Origin of the sequence: Pseudomonas sp. FDAARGOS_380, assembly GCF_002591235.1 — a bacterium.
Lineage (GTDB): Bacteria > Pseudomonadota > Gammaproteobacteria > Pseudomonadales > Pseudomonadaceae > Aquipseudomonas > Aquipseudomonas salmasensis.
This window is the reverse complement of the sequence record NZ_CP023969.1, coordinates 270,906-285,381: the sequence shown is the minus strand read 5'-3', so window position 1 is coordinate 285,381 and position 14,476 is coordinate 270,906. Positions and strand designations below refer to the sequence as shown.

Annotated in this window: 22 protein-coding genes; all 22 read left to right on the top strand. The window is 60.0% G+C overall.

What is annotated here, in order from left to right; translation table 11 throughout:
• The first annotated feature begins 3 nt into the window (after nt 1–3).
• Nucleotides 4–336, top strand: a complete 333-nt coding sequence (locus CRN80_RS01445; protein ID WP_032893295.1) for a phage baseplate protein — start codon at nt 4–6, stop codon at nt 334–336.
• A complete protein-coding gene (locus CRN80_RS01440; protein WP_098949399.1) occupies nt 333–1,328 on the top strand; it encodes a baseplate J/gp47 family protein in 996 nt (331 codons plus the stop codon). Before CRN80_RS01445 ends, CRN80_RS01440 begins: the two co-directional genes overlap by 4 nt.
• The gene (locus CRN80_RS01435; RefSeq protein ID WP_056790108.1) at nt 1,325–1,963 is read left to right on the top strand and encodes a phage tail protein I; all 639 of its coding nucleotides are present in this window, start codon (nt 1,325–1,327) and stop codon (nt 1,961–1,963) included. The genes CRN80_RS01440 and CRN80_RS01435 overlap by 4 nt, the downstream gene beginning before the upstream one ends.
• Nucleotides 1,960–2,490, top strand: a complete 531-nt coding sequence (locus tag CRN80_RS01430) for a phage tail protein (protein WP_073453118.1) — start codon at nt 1,960–1,962, stop codon at nt 2,488–2,490. The genes CRN80_RS01435 and CRN80_RS01430 overlap by 4 nt, the downstream gene beginning before the upstream one ends.
• 47 nt (nt 2,491–2,537) lie before the next feature.
• Nucleotides 2,538–3,320 (top strand): phage tail protein, encoded by a 783-nt coding sequence (locus CRN80_RS01425; protein WP_169918534.1) that lies wholly within the window; start codon nt 2,538–2,540, stop codon nt 3,318–3,320.
• A gap of 11 nt (nt 3,321–3,331) precedes the next feature.
• The gene (locus CRN80_RS01420; RefSeq protein ID WP_098949397.1) at nt 3,332–3,634 is read left to right on the top strand and encodes a hypothetical protein; all 303 of its coding nucleotides are present in this window, start codon (nt 3,332–3,334) and stop codon (nt 3,632–3,634) included.
• A gap of 87 nt (nt 3,635–3,721) precedes the next feature.
• Nucleotides 3,722–3,895: a hypothetical protein gene (locus CRN80_RS31170; protein ID WP_003189022.1), complete on the top strand. Its 174-nt coding sequence runs from the start codon at nt 3,722–3,724 to the stop codon at nt 3,893–3,895.
• 2 nt (nt 3,896–3,897) lie between these two features.
• A complete protein-coding gene (locus CRN80_RS01415) occupies nt 3,898–5,064 on the top strand; it encodes a tail protein (protein WP_032877508.1) in 1,167 nt (388 codons plus the stop codon).
• A complete protein-coding gene (locus CRN80_RS01410; RefSeq protein WP_098949396.1) occupies nt 5,064–5,570 on the top strand; it encodes a phage major tail tube protein in 507 nt (168 codons plus the stop codon). Before CRN80_RS01415 ends, CRN80_RS01410 begins: the two co-directional genes overlap by 1 nt.
• Nucleotides 5,571–5,751: 181 nt before the next feature.
• A complete protein-coding gene (locus CRN80_RS01405; RefSeq protein WP_098949395.1) occupies nt 5,752–6,324 on the top strand; it encodes a phage tail assembly protein in 573 nt (190 codons plus the stop codon).
• 127 nt (nt 6,325–6,451) lie between these two features.
• On the top strand, nt 6,452–8,281 hold the full coding sequence (locus tag CRN80_RS01400) for a phage tail tape measure protein (RefSeq protein WP_098949394.1): 1,830 nt from the start codon (nt 6,452–6,454) through the stop codon (nt 8,279–8,281).
• Nucleotides 8,281–8,664: a phage tail protein gene (locus tag CRN80_RS01395; RefSeq protein ID WP_032893284.1), complete on the top strand. Its 384-nt coding sequence runs from the start codon at nt 8,281–8,283 to the stop codon at nt 8,662–8,664. Before CRN80_RS01400 ends, CRN80_RS01395 begins: the two co-directional genes overlap by 1 nt.
• The gene (locus tag CRN80_RS01390) at nt 8,657–8,869 is read left to right on the top strand and encodes a tail protein X (protein ID WP_032893283.1); all 213 of its coding nucleotides are present in this window, start codon (nt 8,657–8,659) and stop codon (nt 8,867–8,869) included. Before CRN80_RS01395 ends, CRN80_RS01390 begins: the two co-directional genes overlap by 8 nt.
• Nucleotides 8,870–8,878: 9 nt before the next feature.
• Nucleotides 8,879–9,889, top strand: coding sequence for a contractile injection system protein, VgrG/Pvc8 family (locus CRN80_RS01385; RefSeq protein ID WP_032893281.1), 1,011 nt, complete (start codon nt 8,879–8,881; stop codon nt 9,887–9,889).
• 45 nt (nt 9,890–9,934) lie between these two features.
• On the top strand, nt 9,935–10,132 hold the full coding sequence (locus CRN80_RS01380; RefSeq protein ID WP_236466640.1) for a hypothetical protein: 198 nt from the start codon (nt 9,935–9,937) through the stop codon (nt 10,130–10,132).
• A 92-nt stretch (nt 10,133–10,224) separates the two neighbouring features.
• Nucleotides 10,225–10,716 (top strand): phage tail tube protein, encoded by a 492-nt coding sequence (locus CRN80_RS01375; protein WP_032893279.1) that lies wholly within the window; start codon nt 10,225–10,227, stop codon nt 10,714–10,716.
• Between the two features lie 8 nt (nt 10,717–10,724).
• On the top strand, nt 10,725–11,075 hold the full coding sequence (locus CRN80_RS01370) for a phage tail assembly chaperone family protein, TAC (RefSeq protein WP_032893278.1): 351 nt from the start codon (nt 10,725–10,727) through the stop codon (nt 11,073–11,075).
• Nucleotides 11,076–11,104: 29 nt separating this feature from the next.
• Nucleotides 11,105–11,359 (top strand): hypothetical protein, encoded by a 255-nt coding sequence (locus CRN80_RS01365; protein WP_032803291.1) that lies wholly within the window; start codon nt 11,105–11,107, stop codon nt 11,357–11,359.
• A 62-nt stretch (nt 11,360–11,421) separates the two neighbouring features.
• A complete protein-coding gene (locus tag CRN80_RS01360) occupies nt 11,422–12,582 on the top strand; it encodes a phage tail tape measure protein (protein WP_098949393.1) in 1,161 nt (386 codons plus the stop codon).
• A 28-nt stretch (nt 12,583–12,610) separates the two neighbouring features.
• Nucleotides 12,611–12,949, top strand: a complete 339-nt coding sequence (locus CRN80_RS01355; RefSeq protein WP_032893276.1) for a phage tail protein — start codon at nt 12,611–12,613, stop codon at nt 12,947–12,949.
• A 51-nt stretch (nt 12,950–13,000) separates the two neighbouring features.
• Nucleotides 13,001–13,684, top strand: a complete 684-nt coding sequence (locus tag CRN80_RS01350; protein ID WP_032893275.1) for a phage minor tail protein L — start codon at nt 13,001–13,003, stop codon at nt 13,682–13,684.
• 2 nt (nt 13,685–13,686) lie between these two features.
• Entirely contained in the window at nt 13,687–14,460 is a 774-nt protein-coding gene (locus CRN80_RS01345) for a C40 family peptidase (RefSeq protein ID WP_098949392.1), read from the top strand.
• Nucleotides 14,461–14,476: the final 16 nt, after the last annotated feature.

Sequence of the window (14,476 nt, the reverse complement as noted above, 5' to 3'; positions counted from 1 at the left end):
CCCATGCTCGGAATCGATAGGAACACCGGGGCGGCCGTCGACGACTGGCTGCAATTTGTGCAGCGCGCCACCCGAGCGCTGACCACCCCTGTGGGCACTCGCCAGAAGCGCCCGTTGTACGGCTCGCTGATCCCGCAATTGCTCGGCCAAAACCTTGGTGACGACCTGTTGATCCTCGCCCAGAGCCACGCCGCGCAAGCCTTCTACAACACCCACAACGGCATCGGCGACTTCGACCCTCAGGTCATCGTCGCCACCCGCCAAGGCGCCGGCCTGCTGTTGCGGTTTGCCGGCACCTGGAAAAACCGCCAACAATCCTTCGAGGTCGTGACATGAGCATGCTGATCCCCGGCCAGAACCAACTGGCGGAACCGGCCATCATCAAGGTCGATGAGTTCGAACCGTTGCTGGCCGAATTCAAAGCGTTTGTCATCGACTACGTCGCCACCCGCGCACCGCAAAGCGCAGCCAAACTCCAGGTCAGCCTCGACAACGAAAGCGAACTGCTGACCCTGGCCCTGGAAGCCTTTTGCGTGCGTCTGCAAACCCATGAGCGCAAATACAACGCCCGCATCAAGCAGATGCTGGCGTGGTGGGCCACCGGCAGCAACCTGGACGCACGCCTGGCCGACATGGGCCTGGAACGCCAAGTACTCGACCCAGGCGACCCAGCCGCGTTCCCGCCGGTGCCGCCCACCTTGGAAAGCGACGACGACGCCCGCCTGCGTTACTACCTGGCGCCCCACGCCCCAGCGGCGGGCTCGCGCATGCAGTATCGCCGTGAAGTGTTCACCTTGGGCGAGCGCCCAGCAGTGAAAGTGCAAAGTGCGACGCCCGGTGTGGTCACGGTCACCTACACCTTCGACCCGGACGGTTACGCGGCCCAGGTCAAGGACGGCAACGCTCGGCGCACCGCACCGGGTGAAGTCATGGTCACTGTGCTTTCCAGGGAGGGCGACGGCACGCCGTCTGCCGACTTGCTTGACGGTGTACGTCGACATTTTGCACGGCCGGATGTAAGGCCGGAAACCGATCTTGTCAGCGTTCAAGGCGCACAGATTCAACCTTATAAAATTCGCGTGGTGGCCATGATCAACGCCGGCCCAGACTCGGGGCTGACCCAAGTGGCGGCGCAGAAACTGCTGCAAGACTACGCAGAGTCCTGCCACCGCCTGGAAGGGCGGGTGGACCCCAGCTGGATCGACTACGCCATCCACAGTGCTGGCGCTGCGCAACTGCACATCCTCGAACCGCTGGCGCCGATTGTCAGTACCGCGTTCCAGGCCCCGTACTGCACGGGCGTCGAGGTGGAGGTGCGCACACTATGAGTGAACCCAACGCAAGTTTGCTGCCGGCCAACAGCTCGCCGCTGGAAAAGGCCCTGGACCTGGGTTTCGGCAGATTGCTTGAGCGCGTCACCCCGCCGTTTCCGGCGCTGATGAACCCGCTGTACACCCCCAGCGAATTCCTGCCTTACCTGGCCGCCGACCGCGGCGTCAGCGAATGGGATGCCGAGGCCAGCGAAGCGGAAAAACGCCTGACCGTGGCTTTGTCCTGGCAGATCCAGCGCCAGGCAGGTACGCCCAAGGCGCTGAGCCACGCGGTGGAATCATTGGGCTTCACGCCCAATATCAGCGCCTGGTACCAGCAACGTCCGCTGGGCGTGCCTTACACCTTCGACGTGCAGGCGATCATCGGGCGCAGTTGGTCCAGCGGCGACCACAACCGGCTGATTCGCCGCATCAATGCAGCCAAAAGTGAGCGCGATCAGGCGACGATCACCATCGTGCATGAAACCGAAGGCCAGCTCGCGCTCACGCAAGTGCTCGACGCGCCTTTAAGCGACGGCGAGTTCTACCTGAACGGCGCGTTGCCGGAATTGGCGCTGGTGGCTCGGCTCAACAGTGCCGGGGTTGCCCAGCACTACACCATTAACGATTACGACCTCAGGGCGCAGCCATGACAGATGAAATCACGCGCCTGGTGCGCTTCACCTCCAAAGGTTTGGATGAAGTGCTACAGGCAAAGAACCAGGGCCTCAAAGGCGAAATCACCCACATCGGCGCCGGCACCGGCCGCTACAACCCCGACGGCACGGAAGTGGCCTTGCGTGACGAGCGTCAACGGGTGGCCATCGTCGATTACGAAGACCTGGGCGAACGCCAACTCAGGATGGCCGCGCTATTTGACGGCGACGGCGAGTATGAGATTGGCGAGTTCGGGTTTTACCTCGCCAGCGGCACCTTGCTGGCGGTGTATTCCGTGGCGGGGAAGTTGCTGACGTATAAAGCGGCGGCGGCGCGGGTGCTGCAGAAGTTTACGCTGGATGTTTCGCCGTTGCCGGCGGATAGCGTGACGATTGTGGTGGGGAGTGAGAACTTGAATCTGTTGTTGGCGGAGGAGATCGCGATTATGGCGGCGGCTTCGGTTGGCAATATGTCCCGCCACGTTGATTTGATGTTTCGGGTTATGCAGCTCGAAGCGAAGTAGTAGCACTGACAAAAGTGCTGGAAAGATTAACTGACAGGGAGTTGATGATGGGACTTGAAACGACTATCACGAAAGTTGTGGACGCATGTAATAAGCTTACGGAAACGGTTACCAACCAAATTGGGAAGATTGATGCGCGGGTAGAGGCCGCTTCAAATCAGTTTACTGCTTGGCGTAATAGTGTGCAGGCGAAGGATATTAATGGTCGTGCGCTTTATAAACAGGATATTGATCTCACTGGGTTGTCTACCGACGTATTTTACCCTGTTTGGTGGACTATGCCCGGTAACGAGGCGGGTGAAACAGAAATTACCGTCTCGCGGGTATATTATCGAGACCAGGAAAAAGCGCCCTTTGGTCAAGGGATTTATCACATCGCTGGCTTGAACTTGCAGCTTGAGGGTGTCGGATATATATGGAATGGTGATGCTAACTTTCTAGCTATTAAGCGGATCTCCCAAACTTACCGTGAAACGGTGAGAGGTGTTTCGTTTGGTATGATTTGTACAGCGCGTGCCATTACTGGGCTCAAACCTATGTACTTAGGTTTGGTCGCGGGGCAACAAACGAACGCTCCACAGTTTTCTGGGATGTACCTGAGGGGTGGGCTGAGCTATACCATCACTAAAACGTTTGATTATCCTGTTAACTACAGCAAGTTAGATACTGAAGTGATTATGAAGGATGACGTTAACGCTGATTGGGAAGTTCGTTGGGCGGTGAAACCTTATAGCTTGACTCAGGCTGACGCTGTGCTCGGCAAAGCCTTTGAAGAGAAGCGCCTGGCCTATTCCCACGATAACGACGCTCGCTATACCGCCAAGGTTTAAGGACTGATCAAATGACTTTGTTTATCGGAAAGTTGGTAACTCCTGCGGGCGACTCGTTGATCAACGTACCCGCCAGCCCGCAGACCCTCAAAGGTCTGGGCTTTAGCGATGAGGCCGCTCAGACGCTGATCGAGAACGCCGCGGCCGCAGCCGCACTCGCTAGCACTATTGCTGCCCGCCGTTCTGCCTATGTCAGCGAAGCTGACCCGATGTACCTCGAATGGCAATTCGACGGTACGGCTGAGAAGGAAAAAGAATGGCGAGCCAAAGTAGCCGAAATCAAGGCGCGCTACCCTTTGCCAGAAGAAAAGTAACCCCCACCGCGAAAGCGGTTTTTTTTCGCCTCCCCAAAGCCCCTCCCCGCAGGGGCTTTTGCATTTTCCACCCGGAGATTTCCACCCATGCCCACCCGCCAAACCTACACCGTCCTCATCCCATTCCCCATCGGCAACGGCCATTGGTCCACCGCCGGCGAGGAGCTGGAACTGCTCGACGTCGAAGCATCCGCCCTGCGCACCGCTGGCCGCCTGGAACTGACCAGCGTCCTCAACTCCACCCCCAAGAAGGCTGAATAACCATGGCAGAAGTCCTGAACTTCGAGCACAACGGCATCACTGTGAATGCCACTGAATCCCCCGAGGCCATGGGTGGCCTTGGCGATAACGTCATCGGCCTGGTCGGCACTGCACCGAATGCCCATGCGTCGATCCCGAAAAACGCGCCGTTTCGCATCAACAGCTTCACCACCCAGGCGCTGCTGGACCCTACCGGCACCGAGTCGGGCACCTTGTTCCAGGCGGTGTACCAGATCCTCAAAGTGGTCAAGGTGCCGGTCTATGTCGTGATCGTCGAAGAGGGCGCTACCCCGGCCGACACGATCAACAATGTGATCGGCGGCAACGACCCGGTCACCGGCCGAAAACTGGGCCTGGCGGCCCTGAGCAGCGTGCCAGAAGACCTGACCATCATCGGCGCTCCAGGCTTTACCGGCACCAAGGCTGTGGCCGGTGAGTTCGCCTCCTTCGGCAAACGCATCAAGGCCCGTGTGGTGCTCGATGGCAAAGACGCTTCCGTTGCCGACCAAGTGACCTACAGCGGCGAACTGGGCGGGGCCGACCTGGGCTTCGACCGTTGCCTGCTGGTGCACAACATGCCGTCGGTGTACTCCAAGGCCGCGAAGAAGAACGTGTTCCTGTCGCCATCCTCGCTGGCCATCGCCGCACTGGCCAAGGTCAAGCAGTGGGAAAGCCCGGGTAATCAGGTGACCTTCGCCGAGGACGTTTCCCGCGTGGTCGAGTACAACATCCTCGACACCTCCACCGAAGGCGACCTGCTCAACCGCTATGGCGTGAGCTACTACGCCCGCACCATCCTCGGCGGCTTCTCGCTGCTCGGTAACCGCTCCATCACCGGCAAGTTCATCAGCTACGTCGGCCTGGAAGATGCCATCAGCCGCAAGCTGGTCAAGGCCGGCCAGAAAGCCATGGCCAAGAACCTCACCAAGTCCTTCATGGACCAAGAGGTCAAGCGCATCAACGACTGGCTGCAAACCCTGGTGGCCGACGAAACCATCCCCGGCGGCAGCGTGTATCTGCACCCAGAACTGAACAGCGTCGAGAAGTACAAGAACGGCACCTGGTTCATCGTCATCGACTACGGCCGCTACGCGCCGAACGAACACATGGTTTATCAACTCAACGCCCGCGATGAAATCATCGAGCAGTTCCTGGAGGACGTTCTCTAATGTTTACCAACCGAGTCAGACAGGCCATTGCGGCCACCCTTCAAGGCCTGCCGTTGTCCGCAACCGTGGAAGAGTTCACCCCGCCGAAGATCGAGTTCGACATGGAGCCCATGTCCGGCGGGCGCTTTATCGCCGAGGAAATGGCCAAGAGCGGCAAGGTGCTCAATGCCAAGCTGGTGCTGCAAGGTGCCGGCCCGGAAATCATGCTGGCTCTGGGCGTGCGCATGGGCGACGACATTTTGCTGAACGTGCGTGAAGCCGGCCAAGACCAGGACGGCAAGACCTACTTCACCTACCACACCGTGGGCGGCAAGCTCAAATCCCTGGAGGAGGCGAAGCTGAAAATGGGCGACAAGGCCACCACCACGCTGGAGCTGTCCTGCCGCACCTACAACCGTCTGGAAAATGGCATTTCGGTGATCGACATCGATGTGCGCACCCAGAAGTTCGTGCTCAACGGCGTCGACATTCTGGGCGATGCGCGCCGCGCCGTGCTGATGCCTTAAGGGCCGGCGCAATCTGAAGCGAGCACGGTCAAGGTGGGAGCTGGCTTGCCTGCGATGCAGGCGACTCGGTATCCCTGGAGCATCGAGTGGATGCCATCGCAGGCAAGCCAGCTCCCACAGGGGCCGTGCTCAGGTTTAGATTTTTTGCACTTTTCAACACCGCTCAACAAGGAATTGCCCCATGGCCTGGATGCCTCCGTTGCACATCCTGCTGTCCCCGATCACCGCCGATACCGGTGCAATGATCGAGCAGGTTCAACTCAAGCCGTTGTTCTACGCCGCGCAGAAAGACGCGCTGGCCCGGGCCGGTGATGACGAGGACGACCAGTTCTTCGAACTGGCGAAACTCGCCACCGGCCTGTCGGAAAAAGAGCTCGACCAACTCAAGCGCCCGGACTACGTGAGCATTGCTCAGTACGTACACGAAATGTCGACCCGGCCAGCGTCGTTCTTCCTGAAGGCACAAGACGTGACGCCCCACGACCAACCCGTCCCTCTGCTCTTGCCCTTGGAAGCCGCTGGCCGAACCTTCACCGAACTGCCCCTGGAAATGCCCGCCCTGCGCGCTACCAAGGTGATGAAGAAACTCGCCACCAACAAAGAGCGCGCCGAGTTCATCACGGCCCATTGCACCGGCCTGATGATCCCCGACCTGGCCGGTTTGACCGTGCCCGACTGGACGGAACTGCAGGAGCGTATCGACGATTTTTTAAATCAACCGGCGGCCTTCTTTCGCAGCGCGACATCGAAGTAATCCTCGATGTGGTGCCGCTGATCTACTCGGTCAATGAGGCGGAGATCCTCGACTGGGACGCCGGAAAAGCATTGCGCCGCTACGACATCGCGATCACTCGCCTTGGCGTCAAACAGGAGTAAGCGGGATGCAGGACAATTATTCGCTCGCCTATGCCGTCGCCAGGAATGGCCGGGATGCGTTCGGCAGTACAGGCGGCGCACGTGACGCCGATATCCTTAGCCCTGGCGCGTTGTCGGTTGGCAGCTCTACCCCGTCAACAGATTTGGCTGACTTGTCCGGAACCGTTGCCGCACTCACCAACGCAACGCTCAAACTTGATGAGCTCGCACTGTCGCTCGGCTCATTGCGTGAGGGTGTGGATTCTCTCGACACGGCGCTGTCGTCGCTGAGGGCCATTGAGGTGCGTTCACCCAAGCTGGGTGAGCAGGCAGAATCGAAGAGGGTGTCTGAATCCGCCTCGACTACCTCAGAGAATTTGCGCCATACCCGCGAGGCCATGACGCTGGGCACCGCGCAAATAATCGACCTGGCAAGTGCGCTGCAGCATTCAGGCAGCCAACTGAAGTTTGATAAAACCGCAACGTCGGAAAAGTCGATCAAGGTGCTGCGCGAGGAGTCCAGCGAAAGCGGCAAACGTTTCTCTACGACCCTGGATGCCACGCCGGTATTGGGCGAAGCGCTTTGGCTGAAAGCCAAGGCGGGCCTGATGGACAGCGCCAGTGACGTGGCTAAAGATTCACCGGCTCTGGCTGGCGCGATTAAAACGGCTGGAGCCATTACGCCGGTGTTTTCCAGCTTTTTTTCAAGTGTGGGAGACACGATAAAAACCCGCGTTGCTGGCAACGTGGTTGATGCGACGCTGGGTAAGCTTCCCGGTGTTGGCAAGCTGTTCAAGGATGGCGGTTCTGCGAAAGATAAATCGTGCTGTTGTGCGACGGCCACTCAGCACCCCATCGAAAGTCCTCGTTCGCGCTCGCAGGGCTCGCGCGGGAAAAAGAGCCCTCGTCAGTCGAAGTCGCAAAAAAAGCAGAGCGTTCAAAACACTCAGCGCGCGCAGATCAGGCAGCAAAAACAGCCGCTAGTGCCCAAGACAGCCTCGACCAAACGATCGCCTGCCAGCAAAAAAGGCGGTGTATTTTCGAGGCTGCTAACCAGCCTCGAACGTGATGCAAAGGCATTGTTACCTGCGCCGTTCTTAGGCTTCGATGCGGGGCGGACGGCTCAAAGGTTGCAACCGCGTGCGGTCGTGGCGAACCGTCCAAGCAAGAGCAGGTCTTCAGGCCAGTCGACAGCGAGCAGAGGCCCTGGGTTGATCGAGGCAGTAGAGCGCAAGCTTATCCCCTTGCCTTCCGAAGGCCGGGTAACTGCTGCTGCGCCCCATACTCTCCATTTCAGTCGTGAGGCTTTGCCTGGCCCGCTGAAGATGCCTTCCAACCCGCTGGGAACAGTGAGCAAATTGGGAGTGGCCGGTGCTCGCCGCCTTGGCCCGATGAGGTACGCCGACACTGCTTTTGATGTGATTCAGGGCGTACGCAACGGGGATGTCAAGGCGGTCGGGACTGGCCTGAGCAGCGCCGGTGGCGCCTGGGCTGGAGCGTCCGCCGGTGCCGCGCTCGGTACCCTGGTTTTCCCCGGTGTCGGCACCGCAATCGGCGGCGCCATCGGTGGCCTGCTGGGCAGCGAGGCGGGCAGCTGGCTGGGTGACAAGGTGTTTGGCGCAAATGATCGCCTACCTGCGCCCAACGCGCTGAGCAAGGAACTCAACAGTGCCCGTACCGACAATGTCCAGGTCACGCTCTCACCGAGTATCCAGATTACCGGCGTTAACCCGGCGGATGCCCAGCAAGTGGTCAATCAAGTGATCCAGGCCCTGCAGTTCCAATGCGTGCCGATGGTCACCGATTCCCTGGGCATTCGACGCAACGCGGCATTGGCCGATCCAGGAGGTGATTGATGCGACAACAAATGGTACTGGGCGACTTTATTTTTGGTTTATCCCGAGGGTTCGCCTATTCAACACTGACCCGCAACAGCGATGGTGGCTGGAGCGACCTGGCGATTATCGCCAGCAAACCCCAGTCGCGGCAGAACGGCCAGAAGCTGGAAAAACTCACGTTCAGCGGTACAGCCATGCGCGCTATCGGCATGCAGCGCCTGGACCAATTGCGCGCTCTGCAAAATGCGCGAGCGCCTTTGCCGCTGGTGGATGGCATCGGCCGCAACTGGGGCCTGTGGCGTATCAATTCGGTAGTGGAAGCCCAAAGCAATGTGATCGATGACGGCACCGCCATGGTCATGAATTGGACCCTTGAGCTGGAGGAATTCGTCAATGCGTAGAGTGCGAAGTATTGCCGGTGACTCGGTCAACCTGTTGCTCTACCGCGAGTTGGGCCGTTGCGATGACGCCGCCGAAGAAACCCTTTGGCGCTTGAACCCCGAACTCGGCGAATACGGCCCGGTACTGCCAGCCGGTGTCTGGGTGATCGTGCCTGAGATACAAGCACGACCGGCCGCCATGCGGCCCGTTCTGGCCTGGGATTGAGGAGGCTGCATGGCACAGGAATTTACGCCGATCGTGGAGTTCTACGGCGCCAACGCGGCGCTGCTCAATCAACGCCTGATGCACTGGAGCCACACCGACGCTGCAGGCATCGAGACCGATCGACTGGAACTGACCCTTAATATCGAAGGGTTGGAAGGCTTGCCCAGCCTCAGTGGCAAGATCGGCCTGCGCGTCGGCTATCAGGAAACGGGGCTGGTGGAAAAAGGCGAGTTTGTGGTCACCCAGCGAACCCCGGTGCTGTTTCCGATGCGCCTGATGATCGTCGCCACCGCCGCGCCCTTCAGCGTGGTGGATAAAAGCGGCTACCGCCAGCGCCGTTCCGCCAGCCATGGGCCGACCACCTTGGGCGCCTTGTTTCGCCAACTGGTCAGCCGTCATGGTTTTTCACCGCGTGTGGCACCGACGTTGGACGGTATTGCGATTGAGCATATCGATCAGTCAAACGAAAGCGACATGGCCTTCATCACCCGCCTGGCCAAGCGTTACAACGCGGTCACCAAGCCGTTCAACGAGCTTTATGTGCTGGCCGAAGCGGGGCAGGCCAAATCACTCACCGGCCAGCTATTGCCCGAAGTGAAGTTATCCGTGACACGCGACAACCGCCCGGGAGAGCAGGCCTTTATCACCGCCAAACTTGATGAAAAATCACGCTCCAAATACATGGGCAGCCGCGTCAGCTGGTGGGACGCCGCCGCCGGCAAGCAGCGGGTGGTCCAGGTCGGGATCGCCCCGTTCAAGACCTTGCGCCAGCCCTGCCAGAACGAAGCCGAAGCCCGCGCCGTGGCCGAAGGCGAACTGCGCCGCGTGGGCCGTGAAGGCTTGAAGTTACAGATTGATTGCCCAGGCAACCCGTTGCTGGCGGCCGAAGGGTTGCTGGTGCTGGATGACACCTGGCCTGTGTACATGCAGGGGCGCTGGTCGATCACCAAGGTGACCCACGTTGGGGACCCTGCGACGGGATATCGCAGTTCGATCCTGGCCGGTGGCTTGGCGTCGTGATCACCACCGCTGCACGTTCACCACTGACTCGCTACAGGAACCAGGATGCCTATGAATGACGAAGAATTGGCCGCGATCAACCGTTTGATCGCCGCCCTGCAAACCCAGACCGATGGCCAGGTGGCGCTCAATGCCGCCATTCGGCTGTTGGCCCAGAGCAACCAGGCGTTGGTCGACGTGATCAAGAGCCGAGAACCGGACCCGAATGCACCGCCTTACCTGGACGGCAAACCGGCGCCCTGATCCCGTCTCGACCTGCCTTGTACGCAGCACCATAGCCGTTGCACCCCACAACCCGCCTTCGCGGGTTTTTTATTGTTCATGGAGAACACTCGATGTCGATTCTTACCCAAGGTACCCAGATTTTCGCCCTCGTTCCGCCGGTCTCCGGCACCGGGCCCTATACCGTGCTGGAAGTCGAGCACGCCACTTCGTTCGAACCGGGCGGCGCGCCGGCCGAGCAGATTGAAGACACCAGCCTCAATGCCGAAGAGCGCAGCTACAAGAAAGGTTTGCGCACCCCTGGCACAGCGAGCCTGGGCCTGAACGCCGACCCCACCAATGCCAGCCACATCCGCCTGCACCAGCTGTCGGAAGCCAAGGGCGATACCGGCGTGAAGTGGGCCGTGGGCTGGTCCGACGGCAAGGATGTACTGCCGACCGTCAACGCTAAAGGCGATGGCTTTGAACTGCCGGCGACGCGCACCTGGTTCACCTTCGACGGCTACGTGTCGGACTTCCCGTTCAACTTCGCACTGAACGCGGTCGTGACCACCACCGTCACCATCCAACGTACCGGCGCCAGCGCCTGGATCAAGAAAGCCTGAGAGACGCCATGAACCTCAAACAACTGAAAGCCAAGGGCGGCATCGTCGATGGCCAACTGGTGAAGAAGGAAATCAGCTGGACGCACCTGGACAGCAAAACTGGCAAGGAAGTGACTGACACGTTCACGTTGCACATTCGCCGCCAGTCCTTCGGCGTGATCGAGCGTCTGTTCAGTCAGGGCGAATCGGCACAGAGCCGTAACGCCAGCTACCTCGCCGCCTCAGTGTCGTTGGGTGCCGAGGGTGATGAAGCCCTGAGTTATGACGATGCCTTCGGCCTTGAGCCGTCATTGGGGTTTGTGATGCTCAATGCAGTCAATGAGGTCAATGGCACCCAGGGTGGCGGCGCAAAGAACTGACGGTCGCCGATGAGTTCTGGCACGAACTGGTGCTGAACGGAGTCGGCGGCCGCACGATCGCCGAAGCCAAGGAACGCATGACATACCACGAAGCCCTGGCCTGGGGACGCTATATCGACCGATATGGCTCCCTGCACGCCGGTAGGCGGCTGGAGGCGGGCAGCGCGTTGGTGGCGCTGCAGACCCACCGGCTGGGCGGCGGCACGGCCGAGATGATTGACTTCATGCCCCACGAGCTGCGCCGGGGTGTGTCGCTCGAACGTGCGATGAACGAGTGGCGTTAAGGACGACGCGACTTTCCTTGAAACCCGTTTCGACGGGTTTTATCCATGACCCGGAGAAACCTATGGCAACTGCTTCCCAGGGTAATCTGACGCTCAACCTCGGCAGCCTGGAGCAGGCCCTGGCGAAGGCGTCACGGATTACCGAAAACAGCATGCGCGAGATGCAGCAGAAGATCGAGGACGCCAGCAAAAAGGTCAGCGCCTCTGCCGCAGCGGCGCTACAGGTCACGTCCGGCCAGTTCAAGGGCTTTCAACGGGCCTATGACCCGGCCACGGATGCGGCGGAAAAATTTATCCAGAAAAATGCGCAACTGGTGCAAGTGCTCAAGCAGAGCCAGGGGGCGCAGAATGATTTTGTTGGCGCGTTGGATGCGCAGTCCAGTTATACCGAGCGGGTCGGGCTGAAGTTTCCAACGGGTGGGCCGTATGGGGATGCTGCCTCATCGGATCAGGAGGGGATGGCACTTCTGAGTCAAGAAAAAACCGGGCAGATTAAAAGTAATTTCGCCGATATGTCCCAGTTGCTTAATGACTGGCGCAATGGTGCCAATGCCGCGTTCGAAGAGTATTCAAACAACGCAGGTACGGCAGCCGAGCAATCGAAGGCAGTGTTCGCCAGTGCTTTTGAAAAGATGGATGCTGCGGTCCTTACATTTGCGACTACGGGTAAGTTCAACTTCTCTGATTTTGCCACCTCTGTGCTCAAAGACATGGCAGCGATGGCTGCAAAAACTGCGGCCTCTAGTGCTCTGAAGTCGTTGTTCAGTTTGGCCGGCTCGGCTATCACCAGTTGGTTGCGTCCTTCTGTTCCCGCAGGTTCTGTGCTGGGGCCAAGCGGGTATCAAAATGAACTCAATGTCTCCGGCATCAAGTATGCCAATGGAGGGGTATTTACCAACTCCATTGCAACCGGCCCCACCCTGGCCCCCATGGCCCTTTTCGGCGAAGCCGGCCCCGAAGCCATCATGCCTCTGAGCCGTGGTTCCGACGGCTCCCTGGGCGTGCGCGCATTGGGCGGCGGTCAATCAGGCAACACCAGCAGCAACCAGGTGGTGATCCAGCAAACCATCAACGTTGCCGACGGCCAAGGCTCAGGCACCGACACCAACGCCCAGAACGTCGCCCGCGCCTATGCCGGTTCCGCCCGCCAGGGCGCTGCCGAACAGATCGCCCGCGACCTCAAGCCGGGCGGGCAAATCTGGTCGGCCATCAACGGCCGCTGATCATCAACGGCTTACGCCTGGAGAAAACATGAGCACAGAAACTTTCACATGGGTGCCCAAGGTGGAGCCCGTCGGCAGCGTCGAATTTCGCCTGAAGACGGCCAAGTTCGGCGACGGCTACCAGCAAACGGCCGCGGATGGGATCAACAACAAAACTCAGTCCTGGCCACTGACGTTCGTGGGTGACGAAGCGCGCATCAAAGCGATCGTTGCTTTCCTTGATCGCCATGCTGGCGCCAAAGCGTTCAGTTGGACCGCACCACTGGCAGAGCCTGCGTTGTATCGCTGCAAGGGTTACCAGCCAACGCCCATGGGCGCCGGGCTCTACTCCCTGACGGCGACGTTCGAGCAAGCCTTCCACCCCTAGCGCCGCCTCCACCCCGCCGTAGTGCGGGGTTTTCTTTGCCCGGAGAATCATATGTCCATCACCGCAGATATCCAGACCCTGGAGCCCGGGGCCTGGGTGGAGCTTTTCGAGCTCGATGCCACTCCCCTGGGCGCCGAGCTGTACCGGTTTCACGGTTACCCCCAGGAATCATCGATCTTCTGGCAGGGCCACGAATATTCACCCTGGCCGATCCAGGCCGAAGGCTTTGAAATGTCGGGGCAGGGTACCCAACCGACGCCGACGCTGGCCGTAGGTAACGTCGGCGGTTTCATCACGGCGCTGGTGCTGTATTTCGAAGATCTGGTAGGCGCGCGGCTGATCCGCCATCGCACCTTGGGCAAGTACCTCGACGGCCAACCCGAAGCCGACCCTGAAGAGGAACTGCCGCCGGACATCTGGTACGTCGAGCGCAAAGTCGCGGAAAGCAGCGAGACGGTGAAGTTTGAACTGGCCAGTGCGCTGGACTTCAACGGCGTGCAACTGCCACGTCGACAGATCGTCGCCAACGTGTGTTGGTGGCTCAGTTGCGGCGGTTACCGCGGCCCTTATTGCGGCTACAACGGCGGGCCGGTGGCGGATGCCAATGACGTGATCGTCACCGACGCTGCCAAGGATAAATGCGGTGGGCGGCTGACTAGCTGCAAGCTGCGTTTCGGCGAGAACAACCCACTGCCCTACGGTTCATTTCCAGCGGCGGGCCTGTTGCGGAGTTGAGCATGAACAAGACCAACCTGGCGGCGATTGCCCGGCACGCCGTGGCCGCGTATCCCCATGAGTGTTGCGGCTTGCTGATTCGTGAAGGGCGCAAGCGTGTGTATGTGCCTTGTCGAAATACGGCGAGCACACCCAGCGAACACTTTCGGCTGGCGCCCGAGGACTATGCCGCCGCGGAAGAACGCGGCGAAATCCTCGCTGTAGTGCACAGCCATCCGGATTGCCCGGCGACACCCAGTGAAGCAGACCGCGTGGCGTGCGAAGCCTCCGGGTTGCCTTGGCACATCGTTGAAGTACGCACCGACGACGACGGGCAGGTGCGCACCGGTGAATGGGCCAGTTGCACGCCAAACGGCTACCAGGCGCCCCTGATCGGTCGCGCCTTCGCCCACGGCGTGCATGACTGCCTGAGCATTATCCTTGACTACTACCGCCGCGAGCTGGGCATCGAGCTGGGTGACTATCAGCGTGAAGACGGTTGGTGGGACAAGGGCGGCAACCTCTACCTGGACAACCTGCCGGCCGCTGGCTTCGTGCAGGTCAGCCAACTGCAACAGGGCGATATCGTACTGATGCAGATCCGCTCGCCAGTGCCCAACCATGCTGCGATCTACCTGGCCGACGGCGTGCTGCAAAGCGAACCCGAACATTACCCGGCGCCAGGTTCGATCCTGCACCACCTGTATGGTCGCGACAGCAAGCGCGACACCTACGGCGGCTACTGGGGTGAGGTGACAGTGAGCTATTGGCGACACGGCCTGCGGGCCAAACATTAACCACATCGGCGGATCA